This window comes from Amycolatopsis nigrescens CSC17Ta-90, assembly GCF_000384315.1.
Lineage (GTDB): Bacteria > Actinomycetota > Actinomycetes > Mycobacteriales > Pseudonocardiaceae > Amycolatopsis > Amycolatopsis nigrescens.
Genome location: NZ_ARVW01000001.1, coordinates 5441509 through 5457268 on the forward strand (window position 1 = coordinate 5441509; position 15760 = coordinate 5457268).

Sequence of the window (15760 nt, forward strand, 5' to 3'; positions counted from 1 at the left end):
AAGGGGGCCGCACGACCGAGGTACACCGAACTCACACGCGTCGGTTCAGGCGCTCAGACTCCGCGGAACGTGTTGATCGCGGCCAGGTGCTTTTCGCGCAGTTCCTGGTCGTGCACCCCGAGTCCGTCCTCCGGCGCGAGGCAGCGCACGCCGACCTTTCCCTGATGCGCGTTGCGATGCACGTCGAGCGCGGCCTGCCCGGTCTCCTCCAGCGAGTAGGTCCTGGACAGCGTCGGATGGATCAGTCCCTTGGCGATCAGCCGGTTCGCCTCCCACGACTCGCGGTAGTTGGCGAAGTGCGAGCCGATGATCCGCTTGAGGTTCATCCACAGGTAGCGGTTGTCGAACTGGTGCAGATAGCCGGAGGTGGAGGCGCAGGTGACGATCGTGCCGCCCTTGCGCGCCGCGTAGACCGAGGCGCCGAAGGTCTCCCGGCCGGGATGTTCGAACACGATGTCCGGGTCGTCGCCGCCGGTCAGCTCCCGGATTTTGGCGCCGAACCGCTGCCACTCCCCGGGGTCCTGCTCGTGCTCGTTCTTCCAGAACTGGTAGCCCTCCGCGTTGCGGTCGATGACCAGCTCGGCCCCCATCCGGCGGCAGATCTCGGCCTTCTCCGGGCTGGACACCACGCACACCGGGATCGCGCCGCCGTTCAGCGCGAACTGGGTGGCGTAGGAGCCGAGGCCACCGGAGGCGCCCCAGATCAGCACCACGTCACCCTGTTTCATGTCCGCGCCGTTGCGCGAGACCAGCTGCCGGTACGCGGTGGAGTTGACCAGCCCGGGGGAGGCGGCCTCCTCCCAGGTGAGGTGGCCCGGCTTCGGCATCAGCTGGTTGGCCTTGACCAGCGCGATCTCGGCGAGCCCGCCGAAGTTGGTCTCGAAGCCCCAGATCCGCTGCTCGGTGTCCATCATCGTGTCGTTGTGCCCGTCCGGGCTTTCCAGCTCCACGTTGAGGCAGTGCGCCACCACTTCGTCGCCGGGCTGCCAGCTGTGCACCCCGGCCCCGGTGCGCAGCACCACGCCGGACAGGTCCGAGCCCACCACGTGATAGGGCAGGTCGTGCCGCTTGGCCAGCGGTGAGAGCCGGCCGTACTTCTTGAGGAACTTGAAGGTGGGCAGCGGCTCGAAGATCGAGGTCCACACCGTGTTGTAGTTGATCGCGCTGGCCATCACCGCGACCAGCGCCTCGCCGGGGCCCAGCTCCGGGGTGGGCACCTCGTCGACGTGCAGCGACTTGCGCGGGTCCTTGTCCCGGCTGGCCAGTCCCTCGAACATGTCGACCTCGTCGGCGTGCACGGTGACCCCGCGATAGCTCTCCGGGACCGGGAGCGACCCCACCTCGGCCGGGTTACCGGACAGGATGGCCTGCTGGATCTGGCTGAGCTGACTCGCCGGCGCCATGGCGACCTCCAGGGGGAGTGGGTCTCGGGAACTGGGGTGGAAACTACTGGCCGGTAACCAAGCGCACAACCGGAGGAGAGCTACGGCACTCGGACACCGCCCGACCGGGTCAAGATGTGACCGAGAATAATTGACCGGCCGGCCAACCAAGGCGGATGATGGGGGATGAGACCGCGAGACACACGGTTTCCCTGTTGGAGGTGATCAAGATGGCCGAAACCTCGGCGCGTCCGTGGACCCGCCCGCATGACTGGGCCGAAGTCGTGCTCGGCGTGGTCGCGGTGCTCTCGCCGCTGTGGATGGACACCGACAACGCCGCGATGTGGACCCTGATCGTGCTCGGCGCGCTGGTCGCCCTGGACGGGCTCGTCTCGCTCGCCATGCCCGGCATGGTCTACGGCGAGGGCATCCAGATCGTGCTCGGCGCACTGATGTTCATCTCGCCGTGGGCGATGAGCTACACCGAGATGACAGGGGCGTCGTGGACCTCCTGGATCATCGGCGTACTGACCGTCGTGGTCGGCGCCGCCGCGCTGCCGATCGCCAACGCCGTGCACAGCGGGATGGCAGGCCAGCACTGACCCAGCGACGTCTCGGGCCCACGACTTGTACGGTTGTGGGCCCGAGCGCGCGGAGGGGGACAGGCGTGAAGAAGGAGACGGCGCGAGAGCGCATTCTGGCCGCCGCCGAGGAGCTGTTCGCGGACGCCGGCTTCGACGCCACCCCGACCTCCCGGATCGCCGAGCGCGCCGGGGTGCCGAAGGGCTTGGTGCACTACTACTTCCGGCGCAAGACCGACCTGCTCACCGCGCTGGTCGAGCGGCTGCCGGACGAGCACGTGGAACCGGCCAGCGTGGTGGTCCCCGGTGACATCGCGGAAAGCCTGCGCCGGCTGGTCGCCGAGCTGGACCGGCGGCTGAGCGCGTCGCGGATGCTGTCGCACCTGCTCTGGCGGGAGGCGGACACGCACCTCGCGGTGCGCGACGCGCTGCACGAGCGGTACCGGACGCTGGTCGGCCAGGTGCGCGCGGTGATCGTCGCGGCCGCGGTGGGCGGGCTGGCGATGGCCGACGTGGACAGCGCGTCCGGCTTGCTCGCGCTCGCGGTGAGCTACCGGCACTCGGTCGCCCGGCACGTGGTGGACGACCGGCCGGACGAGATGGAGCGCGAGCTGACCTTCATCGCCGAGGCCCTCACCGCCCGCACCACCGGTCGTGAGTGAAAAACGTTGCCCTGGCAACACTTTTCACTCACGAGGGCTGACCTGCGAAAACGTCAGGGAGCGGGTTCCACCAGCTCGACGAGTACGCCGCCGGCGTCCTTGGGGTGCACGAAGTTCACCCGGCTGTTCGCGGTACCGCGCTTGGCCTCGTCGTAGAGCAGCTTCAGGCCCTTTGCCCGCAGCGCCGCCGCGGCGGCGTCCACATCGGACACCCGGTAGGCGAGCTGCTGGAGGCCGGGCCCCTTGTTGTCCAGGAACTTGCCGATCGCCGAGTCCTCCCGCAGCGGGGCGAGCAGCTGGATCGCGGTGCCGTAGCCGGCGTCGCCGGGTGCGTGCAGCATCGCTTCGCGCACGCCCTGCTCTTCGTTCTCCTCGGTGTGGGTGGCCTCCATGCCGAAGGTGTCGGTGTAGAACTTGATCGCCTTGTCCAGGTCCGGTACGGCGACCCCTACATGGTCGATCGCGGTGACAAAGGGTGCTAGGGCGTCGTTCATGGTTTCGCAGGGTAGTGCGCGTGCCGCCGTCGCCCACGTGCCGCCGCTCACACTGTCGCGGTTCAGATCCTTGACTCGACGGTATGGTCGCTGGGTTGGTCCAGCGCCGAGGCTTGGAGGAATGTCGTGTCCGGTTCCGTGATCCTGGGTGCCGCTCGTACCCCGATCGGGCGGCTGCTCGGCTCGTTGAAGGACTTCTCGGGTGCCCAGCTCGGCGGGGTCGCCATCAAGGCGGCGCTGGAGCGGGCCGGGGTGGCTCCGGAGGCCGTGCAGTACACCATCATGGGCCAGGTGCTCACCGCCGGCGCCGGCCAGATTCCGGCCAGGCAGGCCGCGGTGGCCGGTGGGATCCCGATGGACGTGCCAGCGCTGACCATCAACAAGGTCTGCCTCTCCGGCCTGGACGCGATCGCGCTGGCCGATCAGCTGATCCGGGCCGGTGAGTTCGACATCGTGGTGGCCGGTGGCCAGGAGTCGATGAGCCAGGCCCCGCACCTGCTGCCCAAGTCGCGCGCCGGTTTCAAGTACGGCGACACCACGCTGGTGGACCACATGGCCTACGACGGCCTGTTCTGCGCCTTCGACCAGGTGGCCATGGGCGCGTCCACGGAGAAGTACAACACCCGCTACGGCCTGACCCGCGCGCAGCAGGACGAGTTCTCCGCGCGCTCGCACCAGCGGGCCGCCGCGGCCATCGCGGCTGGCCGGTTCGCCGACGAGATCGCCCCGGTGCAGATCCCGCAGCGCAAGGGCGACCCGGCCATCTTCGACACCGACCAGGGCGTCCGCGGGGACACCACGGCGGAGAGCCTTGGCAACCTGCGGCCCGCCTTCGCCTCGGACGGCACCATCACCGCCGGTTCGGCCTCGCAGATCTCCGACGGCGCGGCCGCGGTCGTGGTGGCCAGCCGGGCGAAGGCCGAGGAGCTCGGCCTCACCCCGCTCGCCGAGATCGGCGCGCACGGCGTGGTCGCCGGTCCGGACGCGAGCCTGCACGAGCAGCCGGCCAACGCGATCAAGGCGGCGCTGGCCAAGGAGCAGCTCGCCGCGGACGCGCTGGACCTGGTGGAGATCAACGAGGCGTTCGCCGCGGTCGGCCTGGTGTCCACCGACAAGCTCGGGCTGGACCAGGAAAAGGTGAACGTGAACGGCGGCGCGATCGCGCTCGGCCACCCGATCGGCGCATCGGGCGCCCGGCTCGCGGTGCACCTGGTGTACGAGCTGCGCCGTCGCGGCGGTGGCCTCGGTGCCGCCGCGCTGTGCGGTGGCGGCGGCCAGGGTGACGCGCTGCTGATCCGGGCGCTGTAATAGTCGTGTGGCGGTAGCAGTCGAAGTCGGAGAGCTGGTCGGGCGGGCGCGCGAGGGACAACACCGCGCGATCGCCCGGCTCATCTCGCTGGTCGAGGACGCCCATCCCCAGCTGCGCGAGGTGGCCGAGGCACTGACCCCGTACACCGGGCACGCGCGGATCGTCGGGCTCACCGGCCCGCCGGGGGTCGGCAAGTCGACTTCCACTTCGATGCTGCTCTCCGCGTTGCGCGAGGAGGGCAAACGGGTCGGCGTGCTGGCCATCGACCCGTCCTCGCCGTTCTCCGGCGGTGCGCTGCTCGGCGACCGGATCCGGATGACCGAGCACGCCACGGACAGCGGGATCTTCATCCGCTCGATGGCGACCAGGGGCCATCTCGGCGGCCTCGCCTGGGCCACCCCGCAGGCCGTGCGGGTGCTCGACGCCGCGGGGTTCGACGTGGTGCTGATCGAGACCGTCGGGGTTGGACAGTCCGAAGTGGACGTCGTGCGGCTGGCGGACACCACCGTCGTGCTGCTCGCGCCCGGCATGGGCGACGGTATCCAGGCCGCGAAGGCCGGGGTGCTGGAGATCGCCGACGTGTTCGTGGTGAACAAGGCCGACCGGGACGGCGCGGAGACCACCGTGCGCGACCTGAAGCAGATGATCGCGATGGTGCGCCGGGAGGTCCGCGGGCACAGCTGGCGTCAGCCGATCGTGCGCACGGTCGCCGCGAAGAACGAGGGCGCCGCGGAGGTGCTGAGCGCGCTGGACGAGCACCACGAGTGGCTCCAGGCGCGAGGTGAGCTGCTCCGGCGGCGGACCGCGCGGGCGGCCGGCGAGGTCGAGGCGATCGCGCTGCAACGGCTGCGCGACCAGCTGGCGGACCTGCGCGGCGGCGACCGGCTGCCGGAGCTGGCGCGGCAGGTCGTCGAACGCGAGCTGGACCCCTACTCCGCGGCGGAAAAGCTGATCGGCGACCTGACCCGCTGAGCGAGCCCCGGTACTTCCGGTACTTCCGGCGCTTCCCAGTGGGACGGCCGAGGGCCGATACTTGCCCGGCCTGAACACCGGGAGGACACGATGGTTCGCGTCGCCAGCACCCTTTCCGCCGTCGCCGCGCTGGCCGCCGGCCTGCTGCTGACCGGCGGCTCCGCGGCCGCCGAGCCGCCGCCGAAGGTCACCCACGGCCCCTGCAAGTACACCGAGACCCCGGACGAGCCCGCCGCCAAGCCGGTGCCGCTGCCGAGGGACCCCTGGCACACCCCGGATCGCGGCACCGTGCGGGTCAAGCTGCGGACCGACCGGGGTGAGCTGCCGCTGATCCTGAACCGGGCGCAGGCGCCCTGCACCGTGCAGAGCTTCCTGCACCTGGCCCGGCACCGGTTCTACGACCGCAGCTCGTGCCACAGGCTGACCGCGTACCCCACGCTGAAGGTGTTGCAGTGCGGGGATCCGAGCGGCACCGGCGAGGGCGGGCCCGGTTACCGCTACGCCGACGAGCTGCCGGTCGGGCTGCCGCCGGCACCGAGCGATCCGACCGGGCAGCGGCGGGTATACGCGCGCGGGGTGCTGGCCATGGCCAACGCCGGACCGGACACCAACGGCAGCCAGTTCTTCCTGGTCTACGGGGATTCCGCGCTGCGCCCGGACTACACCATCTTCGGCGAGGTGGACGAGCGCGGCCTGCGCACCCTGGACAAGGTCGCCGCGGGCGGCATCGTCGGCGAACCGGGCTCGCCGCCTCCGGTGGACGGTCGGCCCGCGCTGCCCATCACGATCATCCGCGCTCGCTGACCGGTTCGTCCCCTGGCAGGGCCGCGGCGGCACGGCGGAGCGCGGTGGCGGCGTCGCCGGTGAGCGGGTCGCCGTGCCCGAAACAGGCGATCTCGCTGTCCAGCGCGGCGAGCCGTCGGAACGACTCCACGGTGCGGGCGCGGTCCTGGTTGAACACGCCCAGCATCGGCCCCTCCACGTTCGCCACGGTGTCGCCGGTGAACAGCACACCGTGCTCGGGCAGGTGCAGCGCCAGGCTGCCCTCGGTGTGCCCCGGGATGGCCAGCACCTTCGCGCCACCACCGAAATCGAGCAGGTCACCGTCTTCCAGCTCGCGGTCGGTCGGTACCGGCGGACCGGTCAGATGTCCCTTGACCTGCTCGAAAAGCGGCCACTCCCAGTCCAGCAGCTCGGGGTGGGGCGGCGGGGCCTCGCCGCGCACGATCGGCGCGTCCGCCCGGTGTGCCAGTACCTCCGCGCCGTGCCACGAGCGGATCTCGGCCGCCGAGCCGGTGTGGTCGCCGTGGAAATGGGTCAGCACCAGCCTGGACAACTCGGCCGGGTCGCGGCCGAGCGAGCCGATCGCGTCCAGCACCGCCGGGCCGGAGCCGGCCGTGCCGGTGTCGATCAGCGTCAGCGAATCCTGGTCCTGCCACAGGTACGCCTGGCCAACCTCGAATCGGAGCAGATGCAGCTGGGGCAGTAGTTCGATGAGATCCACCAGCCCACCGTATGGCTCCGCGCGCGGCGGCGGGGACGGATCAGCTCAGCGCGAAACCTCGGCCAGTACGTCCAGGAACGTCTGCAGGGTCGGGCCGAACGCGTGCTCGGCCGGGGTCGCGTAGCCGACCACGATGCCTTGGGGATGCGGGCCTTCGCCGATCCAGTGCCGGCCGAGCATCTCCACGCCGAGTCCACGCCGGCGCGCGGCGGCGGCCACCGCGGCCTCACCCGGACCGGACTCCGGCAGCCGCAGCAGCACCTGCAGCCCGGCCGCGATGCCGTGCGGCACCAGCCAGTCCGGGATCGCATCGAGCAGTTTCTCCCGCCTCGCCCGGTAAATGCCGCGGCAGCGCCGGATGTGCTGGTCATAACCGCCGGAGGAGATCAGCTCGGCCAGCACCGCCTGTTCCAGCGCCGGTGGTCGCCAGCCGGTCGCGTTGATCGCCGCCCGCACCGGCTCGACCAAGGTCCGCGGCAGCACCAGCCAGCCGATCCGCAGCCCCGGCGCGAGCGTCTTGCTCGCCGTGCCCACGTAGGCCACCCGCTCCGGCGCCAGTGCCTGCAGCGCGCCGACCTGCTGACGGTCGAAGCGGAACTCGCCGTCGTAGTCGTCCTCGATCACCATCGCCCCGGTGCGGGTGGCCCAGCGGGTCAGCTCGGTGCGCCGGTCCGGGGCCAGCGGCACCCCGGTCGGATACTGGTGCGCCGGGGTCAGCACCACCGCTGGACTGTCCAGTTCGGACACTCGCAGGCCGTGCTCGTCCACCGGCACCCCGGCGATCCGGACCTCGGCGGCGGCCTTGGCCACCGCGCGGAACTGCGGCAGTGACGGGCATTCGAAGGCGATCTCCTCGGCGCCCCGGTCACGCAGCACCCTGGCCAGCAGCGCCATTGCGTGCGAGAACCCGGCGCAGACCACGATCCGCTCCGGGTCCGCGAGCACCCCGCGGGTACGGGCGAGATAGCCCGCCAGCGCCTCCCGCAGGGTCACCGAGCCGCGCTCGTCCGGGTAGCCGAACAGCGCGGTGGGCGCACGCTGGAGCACCCGCCGGGTCGCGGAGAGCCAGCGGTCGCGCGGGAACAGCGAGACGTCCGGGCTGCCGGGGGCGAACCCGCGGTGCACGGCGGGCTCGGCCGCGCGCAACCGCGGTGCCGAGACCGGCGCGGCCGGGTGCAGGTCGCGCACCTTGGTCGCCGCGCCCTGGCTGGTGTGCAGGTAGCCCTCCGCGGAGAGGTCGGCGTAGACGCGGGTGACCGTGCCGCGGGCGATGCCGAGATCCTTGGCCAGCTCCCTGGTGGAGGGCATCGCGGTGCCGGGGGTGAGGCGCCGGTCGCGGATCGCGGCCCGGATAGCTTCGGCGAGGCCGCGGGCACCGGTGTCCGGCCGCCAGTCCAGATGCACGTCCCAGCCGGAACTGGACCACGAAAGTGTCATGGGACTGGACCATACTTGTAGGCCAGTGCGGGATAGCTTGGTCTGGTGACCTTCAAGTTACGCATCGGATATGTCAGTCACCGACCACTGTCGAAGGGAGCCGCATGAGCGCGCGAATTCAGGCCGGACCGGCGCTTCCGGACGCCTACCAGAAGCTGCTGGCGCTGGTCGGCGCGGTGGAGAAGCGGGCCGCCGACGCCGGGCTGGACCGCAAGCTGCTGGTACTGGTGCAGCTCCGCGCCTCGCAGCTCAACGGCTGCGCGTTCTGCCTGGACCTGCACAGCAAGGAAGCGCTCAAGCTGGGCGAGGATCAGCGCCGGCTCCTGGTGCTGAGCGCCTGGCGCGAGACCGAGCTGTACACCGAGCAGGAGCGGGCCGCGCTCGCGCTGACCGAGGCGATCACCAAGCTGTCGCAGACCCAGGACGTGCCGGACGACGTGTACCAGCAGGCGACCGCGGTGTTCGACGAGACCCAGTACGCGGTGCTCGTCTGGTCCGTCGGCGTGATCAACCTGCTCAACCGGCTCGGCGTCACCAGCCGGATGGAGCTGCCCGCATGACCGCTTCAGACCTGCGGGCGCTGCACGTGCCCGGGGTGCCGCTGATCCTGCCGAACGCCTGGGACGCGGACACCGCGCGACTCGTCGAGGCTGCCGGTTTCCCAGTGGTGGCAACGAGTTCGGTGGCCGTCGCGGCTGCGCTCGGTTATCCGGACGGGGAGCAGGCGCCGGCCGAGGAGATGTTCGCTGCGGCGGCAAGGATGGCGCGGGCGGTCTCGGTGCCGGTGACCGTGGACGCGGAGTCCGGCTACGGCCTGGCGCCGGCCGAGCTGGTGTCGCGGCTGCTGGAGACCGGCGCGGCCGGCTGCAACCTGGAGGACACCGCGCCGGGGCGTGGCATCCGGTCGGTGGCCGACCAGGTCGAGCTGCTGGGCGCGGTCCGTGCGGCGGCGGGCCGGGACCTGGTGCTGAACGCGCGGATCGACGTGTTCCTCGGTGCGGAGGACGAGCAGGCCGTGCTGGACAAGGCGATCGAGCGGGCCGGCGCCTATCTCACGGCGGGTGCGGACTGCGTGTACCCGATCCACGTGCGGTCGGAGCGGGTGCTGGCCTCGTTCCTGGACGCGGTGCGGCCCGCCGCGGTGAACGCCACCTATCTGCCGGGTGGCCCGGACCTCGACGCTTTGGCGAAACTGGGGGTGGCCCGGGTCTCCTTCGGCGGTGGCATCTGGAAGTCCGCGCGTGCCCATCTCGCGGACACCCTCTCCGCCCTCACCTCCGGCACCCTCCCTTACTGATGATCCGTGAAGGCCACCTTGCCTACCTTGAAGGTAGGCAAGGTGGCCTTCACGGACAGCGGGGTGCCTTAGTGGGTGGTGGCTTTTTCGGCGCCGGCGCCGGTGAGGGAGCGGACCTCCATCTCGGCGTACTTGTCCTGGTTGTGCTCCTTGGACAGCACGGTGCCGAGCCAGCCGAGGAAGAAGGACACCGGGATGGACACCAGCCCGGGGTTCTGCAACGGGAACCAGTGGAAGTCCACGCCCTTGATCATGGACTTCGCGGTACCGGACACCGCGGGGGAGAACACGATCAGCACGATGGTGACGATCAGCCCGCCGTAGATGCTCCACAGTGCGCCTTGGGTGTTGAAGCGTTTCCAGAACAGCGAGTAGAGGATCGTGGGCAGGTTCGCCGATGCGGCGACGGCGAAGGCGAGTGCGACGAGGAAGGCGACGTTCTGGTCTTTGGCGAGGATGCCGCCGACGATGGCGACGGCGCCGATGACCAGTGCGGTGATGCGGGCGACTCGTACTTCGGCGTTGGGGTCTTTGATCTTGCCTTTTTTGATCACGTTGGCGTAGACGTCGTGGGCGAAGGAGGCGGACGCGGTGATGGTGAGTCCGGCGACCACGGCGAGGATGGTGGCGAAGGCGACCGCGGCGATGAATCCGAGCAGTATCGGCCCGCCCAGCTCCTGCGCCAGCAACGGCGCCGCCGAATTCTCCCCGCCGGGTGCCTTGGTGATCTTGTCCTTGCCCACTAGCGCCGCTGCGCCGTAGCCGAGCACCAGGGTGAACAGGTAGAAGATGCCGATCAGCGCGATCGCCCACACCACGGACTTCCTGGCGTCCTTGGCGGTCGGCACGGTGTAGAAGCGCATCAGCACGTGCGGCAGCCCGGCGGTACCGAGCACCAGCGCGATGCCAAGCGACAGGAAGTCGATCTTGCTGGTTCCGTTGAGGCCGTAGCGCGCGCCGGGGTTGAGCAGGCTCTCGCCGCCGGATCCCGCGCGGTCCACCGCGCCGCCGAGCAGGCTGGAGAGGTTGAGCCCGTACTTGCCGAGCACCCAGACCGTCATCACGAACGCGCCGGCGATCAGCAGCGCGGCCTTGATGATCTGCACCCAGGTGGTGCCCTTCATGCCGCCGACCAGCACGTAGATGATCATGACGACACCGACCACCGAGATCACCACGGCCTGGCCGACGCTGCTGGAAATGCCGAGCAGCAGCGAAACCAGGATGCCGGCGCCCGCCATCTGCGCCAGCAGGTAGAAGAACGACACGGCGAGGGTGGAGGTCGCCGCGGCGGCGCGCACCGGGCGTTGCCGCATCCGGAACGCGAGCACGTCGCCCATGGTGAACTTGCCGGTGTTGCGCAGCAGTTCGGCCACCAGCAGCAAAGCGACCAGCCAGGCCACCAGGAACCCGATCGAATAAAGGAAACCGTCGTAACCGTAGACCGCGATCGCGCCGGCGATCCCCAGGAAGGACGCGGCGGACAGGTAGTCGCCCGCGATCGCGATGCCGTTCTGCGGCCCGCTGAACGCGCGCCCGGCGGCGTAGTAGTCCGACGCGGTCTTGGTGTTCCGACTGGCCCGGAACACGATCACCAGCGTGATCACCACGAAAGCGGCGAAAATGCTGATGTTCAGTACGGGGTTGCTGCCTTCGACACCAGCGGCGAGGTTGGTCATTTCGCTGCTCCCTCGATGTCGTCCCGGATCTTGTCCGCGATCGGGTCCAGCTTCCGGTTGGCGTAGCGGACGTAGAGACCGGTGATCACGAAGGTGGAGACGAACTGCAGCAGGCCGAAGACCAGGCCCACGTTGATGTTGCCGACCAGCTTGGTGGACATGAACCCGTGCGCGTAGTCCGCCAGCAGCACGTAAAGCAGGTACCACAACAGGAACAACCCGGTCATCGGGAAGACGAACCGGCGTAGCCTGGAGCGCAGCTGCTGGAACTCGGCGCTCTGGTGCACCTGTTCCCACCTGTCGGCGGGCGGATCCTGCCCGGTCACGTCCTGTTCGCTGATGCTCACGAGGAGCCCTCCTAGGTGGTACGGCTGTGTTCCGCGCCACGCTAGGCAGCCCTCAGGCATGCTGGTACCGCCGCCGGATAAACGCCTGCCGGCTGCGACGAACGGCATACGAACGGCGTGCGGGTCGCGACGAGTGGCCGGGCGCTAGGCCGTCCGGCCCAAGCTCCGCCTGCCGGGTTCGCGGCGTTCGTCCAGGTGCAGCCGCAGCATCGCGGTGCGTGCCCACGGCGGCGGACGGCCGCGCAGGGACACCAGCACCATCACCGAGAAGGCCAGCGGCACCGACCACGGCGCCGGTTGCGCGATCAGGATCGCCGGCCAGCCGTCCAGCCGAGGTTCGGACAGCGCGAGCAGGATCGAGCCGGAAGAGCCGAGCAGCCCGGCGAGCACCCCGCTGATCGCGCCGGCCGCGGTCAGCCTGGACCACCAGATGCCCAGCACCAGCAGCGGGCAGAAGGTGGACGCGGCCACGGTGAACCCCCAGGTCACCAGCACCCCCGCGTCCAGCCGGGTGGAAGGCAGGGCGAGCAGCACCATCCCCGCGGCAGCGAGCACCACGGTGATCCGCAGCCGGCGCAGCCCGGCCGGCATCAGGTCGTGCGCGATGGCGCCGGAGACCACCAGCAGCAGGCCGAGCGAAGTGGCCAGGAAGGCGGCGAACGCGCCGGCGGTGAGCAGCGCGGTGAACAACCCGCCGGCCCAGCTGGTGTCCACCTGTGCCGGCAACGCGACCACCACGGTGTCGGTGGCGCCGGACAGGTACAGCTCCGGCACCAGCACGCGGCCTAGAACCCCATAGATACCGGGAAAAAGGTAGAACACGCTGAGCAGCGCCACGGTGATCGCCGCTGTCCGGCGGGCCGCGCGGCCGTCCGGGCTGGTGTGGAAGCGCATCAGCACGTGCGGCAGTCCCATGGTGCCGAGCATGGTCGCGATCAGCACCGCCCAGGTGCCCAGCAGCGGCGCGCCGTTGTGGCCGAGGTCCAGCAGCGGGCGGTGCCAGTCCGGCCCGCCGGGCAGGGCACCGCCGCGTACCTCCGGCACCGGGGCGCCGGCGGCGAAGACCACGGTGCGCCCGGCCGGCATGGTCAGTTCGCCGGGCGGGTGCACCGAACTGGTGCCGTCGGGGGCGGAGATGGTGGTCTGCTCGCGGAGGTCCAGCGTCACGTCCACCTCGAAGGTGACCGGGGTTTCGCGGGAGAAATGCGTGAACTCCACCGGGTTCAGCGCGTCGTGCCGCACGTTCGCGCCGACCGCGAACACCAGCCAGATCGCCGGCACGATGAACAGCAGCAGCTTCAGCACGAACTGGAAGGCCTGGACGTAGGTGGCCGCGCGCATCCCGCCGAGTGCCAGCGTCACGCTGACCGCGGCACCCGCGATCACCACCCCGACCCAGTACGGCGTGTTGCTCACCGCGCTGAGCACCAGCCCCGCGGTGCGGAACTGCGGCACCAGGTAGAGCGTGCCGATCACCAGCACCACCACCGCGGCCAGCCGCCGCAGCGCCGGCGAAGCCAGCCTCGCCTCGGCGAAGTCGGGCACGGTCAGCGCGCCGGAGCGGCGCATCGGCGCGGCGACCAGCACCAGCATCGCGATGTAGCCGGCGGTGAAGCCGACCGGGTACCACAGCGCGCCGATGCCGTCCTTGACCATCAGCCCGGCGACCCCGAGGAAGGAAGCCGCGGACAGGTATTCGCCGGAGACCGCGGCCGAGTTCAGCAGCGGCGAGATCCGCCGCGAGGCGACCAGGAAGTCCGAGGTCGTCCGCATCGCGGCCACCCCGCGCAGGCCGATCAGCAGGGTTATCAGCACTACCGGGGCCACCGCGAGCGCGGCCCCCATCAGCGGTCCTCGATCCGCTCGGCGCGGCGCAGCTGCCAGCGCGCCAGCAGCACCATCGCCGGATAGGGCAGCACCGCCAGCAGCAGCCAGGACACCGGGATGCCCAGCAGCCGCAGGCCGTCCAGCTCCGGCCACAGCGCGAACAGCAGCGGCAGCGCGAGCAACAGGCCGAACAGCAGCGCCAGCGCGAGCAGGCCCGGCCCGCGCTGGGCCCGGTACAGGGTGAGCGCGCGCTCGGCGTCCGCCGGATCCAGCCGGGGCACCCGCCAGCGCCGGGTCGCCCGGCCGCGCGCGTGCGCGAGCCGGGTCTGCGGGCTCATCACGGCCACCCGCTTGGTCCTGCTCATGGCCTGCTGTCCAGTTCGCCGCGCTGCGCAGCCTGTAGCAGCCGCTCGCGGAGTTCGCGGGCGTGCCGCCGGCTCACCGGCACGTCTCCGAGGTCGGTGTGCGCCAGCAGCCCGCCGGCCGAATCGCTGCGCAGCTCGCGCACCGCGCCGACGGCGACCAGGAAACCGCGGTGCACCCGGCTGAAACCGGTGCCCTCCCAGTACTCCTCCAGCCGCGAGATCGGCATCCGCACCAGATGCACCCCGCCCGGCGTGTGCAGCCGGACGTAGTCGCCGTGCGCCTCCACGAACTGGACGTCCACCCGCCGCACGTACCGGGTGCGCCCGCCGGACTCCACCGGCAGCGCCGCCATCGCGTCCGGGGTCGGCTGCACGCTCGGCGCCGCGCCGGCCATCCTGGTCACCTTGGCCAGCGCCGCGGAAAGCCGTTCCGCACGGACCGGCTTGAGCAGGTAGTCCACCGCGCCGATGCCGTAGGCGGTGACCGCGTGCCCGTCGTAGGCGGTGACGAACACGATCACCGGCGGCTCGGTCAACTTCGCCAGCAGCGAGGCCAGCTCCAGCCCGTCCAGGCCGGGCATGGCGATGTCAAGGAAGACCGCGTCGAACCGATCCGCCTGGATGATCTTCAACGCGGTCAGCGGGTCACCGGCCGCGGCGACCTCGGCGACCTCTGGCGCGTCCCGCAGCAACTGGCACAGCTCGTCCAGCGCCGGCGGCACGTCATCGACGGCCAGCACCCGCAACCCGTCACTCATGGCATGACCCCCGGCTGGAACCTCGGTACCCGCACGACCACCCGCGTCCCGGCGCCCTCCGCGGTCTCCACCACGAGACCGAACCACGGTCCGTACACACTACGCAGCCGGCGGTCCACATTGGCCAGACCCACACTGCCCGCGCTGCCCCGGCCGGCCAGTATCTCCTTGGCCTCCTCGGGGTCCATGCCGACGCCGTCGTCCTCCACGCTGATCACGCAGTCGTTGCCCTCGGCCTCACCGCGCACCTGCACCAGCCCGCTGCCCGAGCGCGGCTCGATACCGTGCCGGATCGCGTTCTCCACCAGCGGTTCGAGCACCAGGTACGGCACCGCCACGGCGAGCACCTCCGGCGCGACCCTGATCTGCACCTGCAGCCGATCGCCGAGCACGGCCCGCTGCAGCGCCAGATAGGTCTCCACGGCGTGGAACTCTTCCGACACCATGGTGTACTCGCCGTGCCTGGCCAGGCTGTAGCGGGTGTAGTCGGCGAAGTCCAGCATCAGGTCGCGGGCCCGGTCGGGATCCGAACGCACCAGCGACGCGATCACGGTGAGCGCGTTGTAGACGAAATGCGGCGAGATCTCCGCCCGCAGCGCCCGCAGCTCCGCCTGCGCGGCCTGTTCCGCGGAGGCCTCCAGCCTGCCGCGTTCGAGCGCGTCCACCACCAGCGCGGTGGCTTCGCGCACGGCCGCCGTCCTGACCTCGCCGGCCACCACCAGCACCCCGCTGAACTCGTCGTGGACGTGCAGCGGGACCGCGGTCAGCGGCGGGCGTCCACTGGGCGCCTCGGTGTGCAGCACCTCGTCGAGCAGCTCGGCGGTCGGTTCGTCGGCCGAGGGCGTACCGGACCACAGCATCGAGCCGGTCAGGTCGGCCAGCCCGGCGCCGCTCGCGCCGAGCAGCCCGCGCAGCCGCCGCAGTGCCCGCTGGGCCTTCGGCGCGGCGAGCCCGTCCTTGAGGTCGGCCGCGATCCGGCGGGTCAGCGCCAGTGTGTCGATCGGGTCCGCGGCCGCCCTGGACCGCCGGGCCCGGTCCGCGGCCCGGCGGAACGCGCTTTCCGCGGACACCGGCATAGCCGCTCATCCTAGATCGCCAGGATGCCCTTAAGGCCACCATAGGGGCGTTGAATGCCCTCATGGTGGC

General features: G+C 70.8%; 17 protein-coding genes. 7 read left to right on the forward strand and 10 right to left on the reverse strand.

The features are described 5' to 3' along the window. Positions 1-53: 53 nt before the first annotated feature. Positions 54-1403, reverse strand: a complete 1350-nt coding sequence (ccrA, locus tag AMYNI_RS0125845) for a crotonyl-CoA carboxylase/reductase (RefSeq protein ID WP_020670970.1) — start codon at positions 1401-1403, stop codon at positions 54-56. Positions 1404-1612: 209 nt separating this feature from the next. On the opposite strand from ccrA, the gene AMYNI_RS0125850 reads away from it, so the two are divergent. Next, positions 1613-1984: an SPW repeat protein gene (locus AMYNI_RS0125850; RefSeq protein WP_026360932.1), complete on the forward strand. Its 372-nt coding sequence runs from the start codon at positions 1613-1615 to the stop codon at positions 1982-1984. A 65-nt stretch (positions 1985-2049) separates the two neighbouring features. Next, positions 2050-2625 (forward strand): TetR/AcrR family transcriptional regulator, encoded by a 576-nt coding sequence (locus AMYNI_RS0125855; protein ID WP_020670972.1) that lies wholly within the window; start codon positions 2050-2052, stop codon positions 2623-2625. A gap of 53 nt (positions 2626-2678) precedes the next feature. Here AMYNI_RS0125855 and mce read toward each other — a convergent pair whose 3' ends face one another. After that, positions 2679-3119: a methylmalonyl-CoA epimerase gene (gene mce, locus AMYNI_RS0125860; RefSeq protein WP_020670973.1), complete on the reverse strand. Its 441-nt coding sequence runs from the start codon at positions 3117-3119 to the stop codon at positions 2679-2681. 126 nt (positions 3120-3245) lie between these two features. Between mce and AMYNI_RS0125865 the strand changes: the two genes are divergently transcribed. The 3 genes from AMYNI_RS0125865 to AMYNI_RS0125875 all read left to right on the forward strand — a co-directional run bounded on the left by AMYNI_RS0125865 (position 3246) and on the right by AMYNI_RS0125875 (position 6204). Then, the gene (locus AMYNI_RS0125865) at positions 3246-4427 is read left to right on the forward strand and encodes an acetyl-CoA C-acetyltransferase (RefSeq protein ID WP_020670974.1); all 1182 of its coding nucleotides are present in this window, start codon (positions 3246-3248) and stop codon (positions 4425-4427) included. A 7-nt stretch (positions 4428-4434) separates the two neighbouring features. Next, positions 4435-5400 carry a methylmalonyl Co-A mutase-associated GTPase MeaB gene (meaB, locus tag AMYNI_RS0125870; RefSeq protein ID WP_020670975.1) on the forward strand — a complete coding sequence of 322 codons (966 nt, stop codon included), beginning with the start codon at positions 4435-4437 and terminating at the stop codon, positions 5398-5400. A 90-nt stretch (positions 5401-5490) separates the two neighbouring features. Continuing rightward, entirely contained in the window at positions 5491-6204 is a 714-nt protein-coding gene (locus AMYNI_RS0125875; RefSeq protein WP_020670976.1) for a peptidylprolyl isomerase, read from the forward strand. Here AMYNI_RS0125875 and AMYNI_RS0125880 read toward each other — a convergent pair. After that, the gene (locus AMYNI_RS0125880; protein ID WP_020670977.1) at positions 6188-6904 is read right to left on the reverse strand and encodes an MBL fold metallo-hydrolase; all 717 of its coding nucleotides are present in this window, start codon (positions 6902-6904) and stop codon (positions 6188-6190) included. The genes AMYNI_RS0125875 and AMYNI_RS0125880 overlap by 17 nt on opposite strands. Before the next feature lie 45 nt (positions 6905-6949). After that, positions 6950-8341 (reverse strand): MocR-like pyridoxine biosynthesis transcription factor PdxR, encoded by a 1392-nt coding sequence (gene pdxR, locus AMYNI_RS0125885; RefSeq protein WP_020670978.1) that lies wholly within the window; start codon positions 8339-8341, stop codon positions 6950-6952. A gap of 104 nt (positions 8342-8445) precedes the next feature. Between pdxR and AMYNI_RS0125890 the strand changes: the two genes are divergently transcribed. After that, entirely contained in the window at positions 8446-8901 is a 456-nt protein-coding gene (locus AMYNI_RS0125890) for a carboxymuconolactone decarboxylase family protein (RefSeq protein WP_020670979.1), read from the forward strand. After that, a complete protein-coding gene (locus AMYNI_RS0125895; protein WP_020670980.1) occupies positions 8898-9638 on the forward strand; it encodes an isocitrate lyase/PEP mutase family protein in 741 nt (246 codons plus the stop codon). The genes AMYNI_RS0125890 and AMYNI_RS0125895 overlap by 4 nt, the downstream gene beginning before the upstream one ends. A gap of 68 nt (positions 9639-9706) precedes the next feature. Here the strand turns inward: AMYNI_RS0125895 and AMYNI_RS0125900 are convergent, their stop codons facing one another. The 6 genes from AMYNI_RS0125900 to AMYNI_RS0125925 all read right to left on the reverse strand — a co-directional run bounded on the left by AMYNI_RS0125900 (position 9707) and on the right by AMYNI_RS0125925 (position 15690). Further along, a complete protein-coding gene (locus tag AMYNI_RS0125900) occupies positions 9707-11317 on the reverse strand; it encodes a solute symporter family protein (protein ID WP_020670981.1) in 1611 nt (536 codons plus the stop codon). Then, complete coding sequence (locus AMYNI_RS0125905) at positions 11314-11664, reverse strand: DUF485 domain-containing protein (RefSeq protein ID WP_020670982.1); 351 nt, start codon at positions 11662-11664, stop codon at positions 11314-11316. Before AMYNI_RS0125905 ends, AMYNI_RS0125900 begins: the two co-directional genes overlap by 4 nt. Before the next feature lie 144 nt (positions 11665-11808). Beyond that, the gene (locus AMYNI_RS0125910; protein ID WP_020670983.1) at positions 11809-13509 is read right to left on the reverse strand and encodes a sodium/solute symporter; all 1701 of its coding nucleotides are present in this window, start codon (positions 13507-13509) and stop codon (positions 11809-11811) included. Then, positions 13509-13856: a hypothetical protein gene (locus tag AMYNI_RS0125915; RefSeq protein ID WP_020670984.1), complete on the reverse strand. Its 348-nt coding sequence runs from the start codon at positions 13854-13856 to the stop codon at positions 13509-13511. The genes AMYNI_RS0125910 and AMYNI_RS0125915 overlap by 1 nt, the downstream gene beginning before the upstream one ends. Beyond that, entirely contained in the window at positions 13853-14614 is a 762-nt protein-coding gene (locus tag AMYNI_RS0125920; RefSeq protein ID WP_020670985.1) for a LytR/AlgR family response regulator transcription factor, read from the reverse strand. Before AMYNI_RS0125920 ends, AMYNI_RS0125915 begins: the two co-directional genes overlap by 4 nt. Then, positions 14611-15690 carry a sensor histidine kinase gene (locus tag AMYNI_RS0125925; protein ID WP_020670986.1) on the reverse strand — a complete coding sequence of 360 codons (1080 nt, stop codon included), beginning with the start codon at positions 15688-15690 and terminating at the stop codon, positions 14611-14613. The genes AMYNI_RS0125920 and AMYNI_RS0125925 overlap by 4 nt, the downstream gene beginning before the upstream one ends. Between the last annotated feature and the right edge of the window lie 70 nt (positions 15691-15760).

Bases quoted from the DNA above. Each gene is read 5' to 3' on its own strand.
- ccrA (WP_020670970.1), bottom strand. From the start codon at position 1,403: ATGGCGCCGGCGAGTCAGCTCAGCCAGATCCAGCAGGCCATCCTGTCC.
- AMYNI_RS0125850 (WP_026360932.1), top strand. From the start codon at position 1,613: ATGGCCGAAACCTCGGCGCGTCCGTGGACCCGCCCGCATGACTGGGCC.
- mce (WP_020670973.1), bottom strand. From the start codon at position 3,119: ATGAACGACGCCCTAGCACCCTTTGTCACCGCGATCGACCATGTAGGG.
- AMYNI_RS0125875 (WP_020670976.1), top strand. From the start codon at position 5,491: ATGGTTCGCGTCGCCAGCACCCTTTCCGCCGTCGCCGCGCTGGCCGCC.
- pdxR (WP_020670978.1), bottom strand. From the start codon at position 8,341: ATGACACTTTCGTGGTCCAGTTCCGGCTGGGACGTGCATCTGGACTGG.
- AMYNI_RS0125890 (WP_020670979.1), top strand. From the start codon at position 8,446: ATGAGCGCGCGAATTCAGGCCGGACCGGCGCTTCCGGACGCCTACCAG.
- AMYNI_RS0125895 (WP_020670980.1), top strand. From the start codon at position 8,898: ATGACCGCTTCAGACCTGCGGGCGCTGCACGTGCCCGGGGTGCCGCTG.
- AMYNI_RS0125900 (WP_020670981.1), bottom strand. From the start codon at position 11,317: ATGACCAACCTCGCCGCTGGTGTCGAAGGCAGCAACCCCGTACTGAAC.
- AMYNI_RS0125910 (WP_020670983.1), bottom strand. From the start codon at position 13,509: ATGGGGGCCGCGCTCGCGGTGGCCCCGGTAGTGCTGATAACCCTGCTG.
- AMYNI_RS0125915 (WP_020670984.1), bottom strand. From the start codon at position 13,856: ATGAGCAGGACCAAGCGGGTGGCCGTGATGAGCCCGCAGACCCGGCTC.
- AMYNI_RS0125920 (WP_020670985.1), bottom strand. From the start codon at position 14,614: ATGAGTGACGGGTTGCGGGTGCTGGCCGTCGATGACGTGCCGCCGGCG.
- AMYNI_RS0125925 (WP_020670986.1), bottom strand. From the start codon at position 15,690: ATGCCGGTGTCCGCGGAAAGCGCGTTCCGCCGGGCCGCGGACCGGGCC.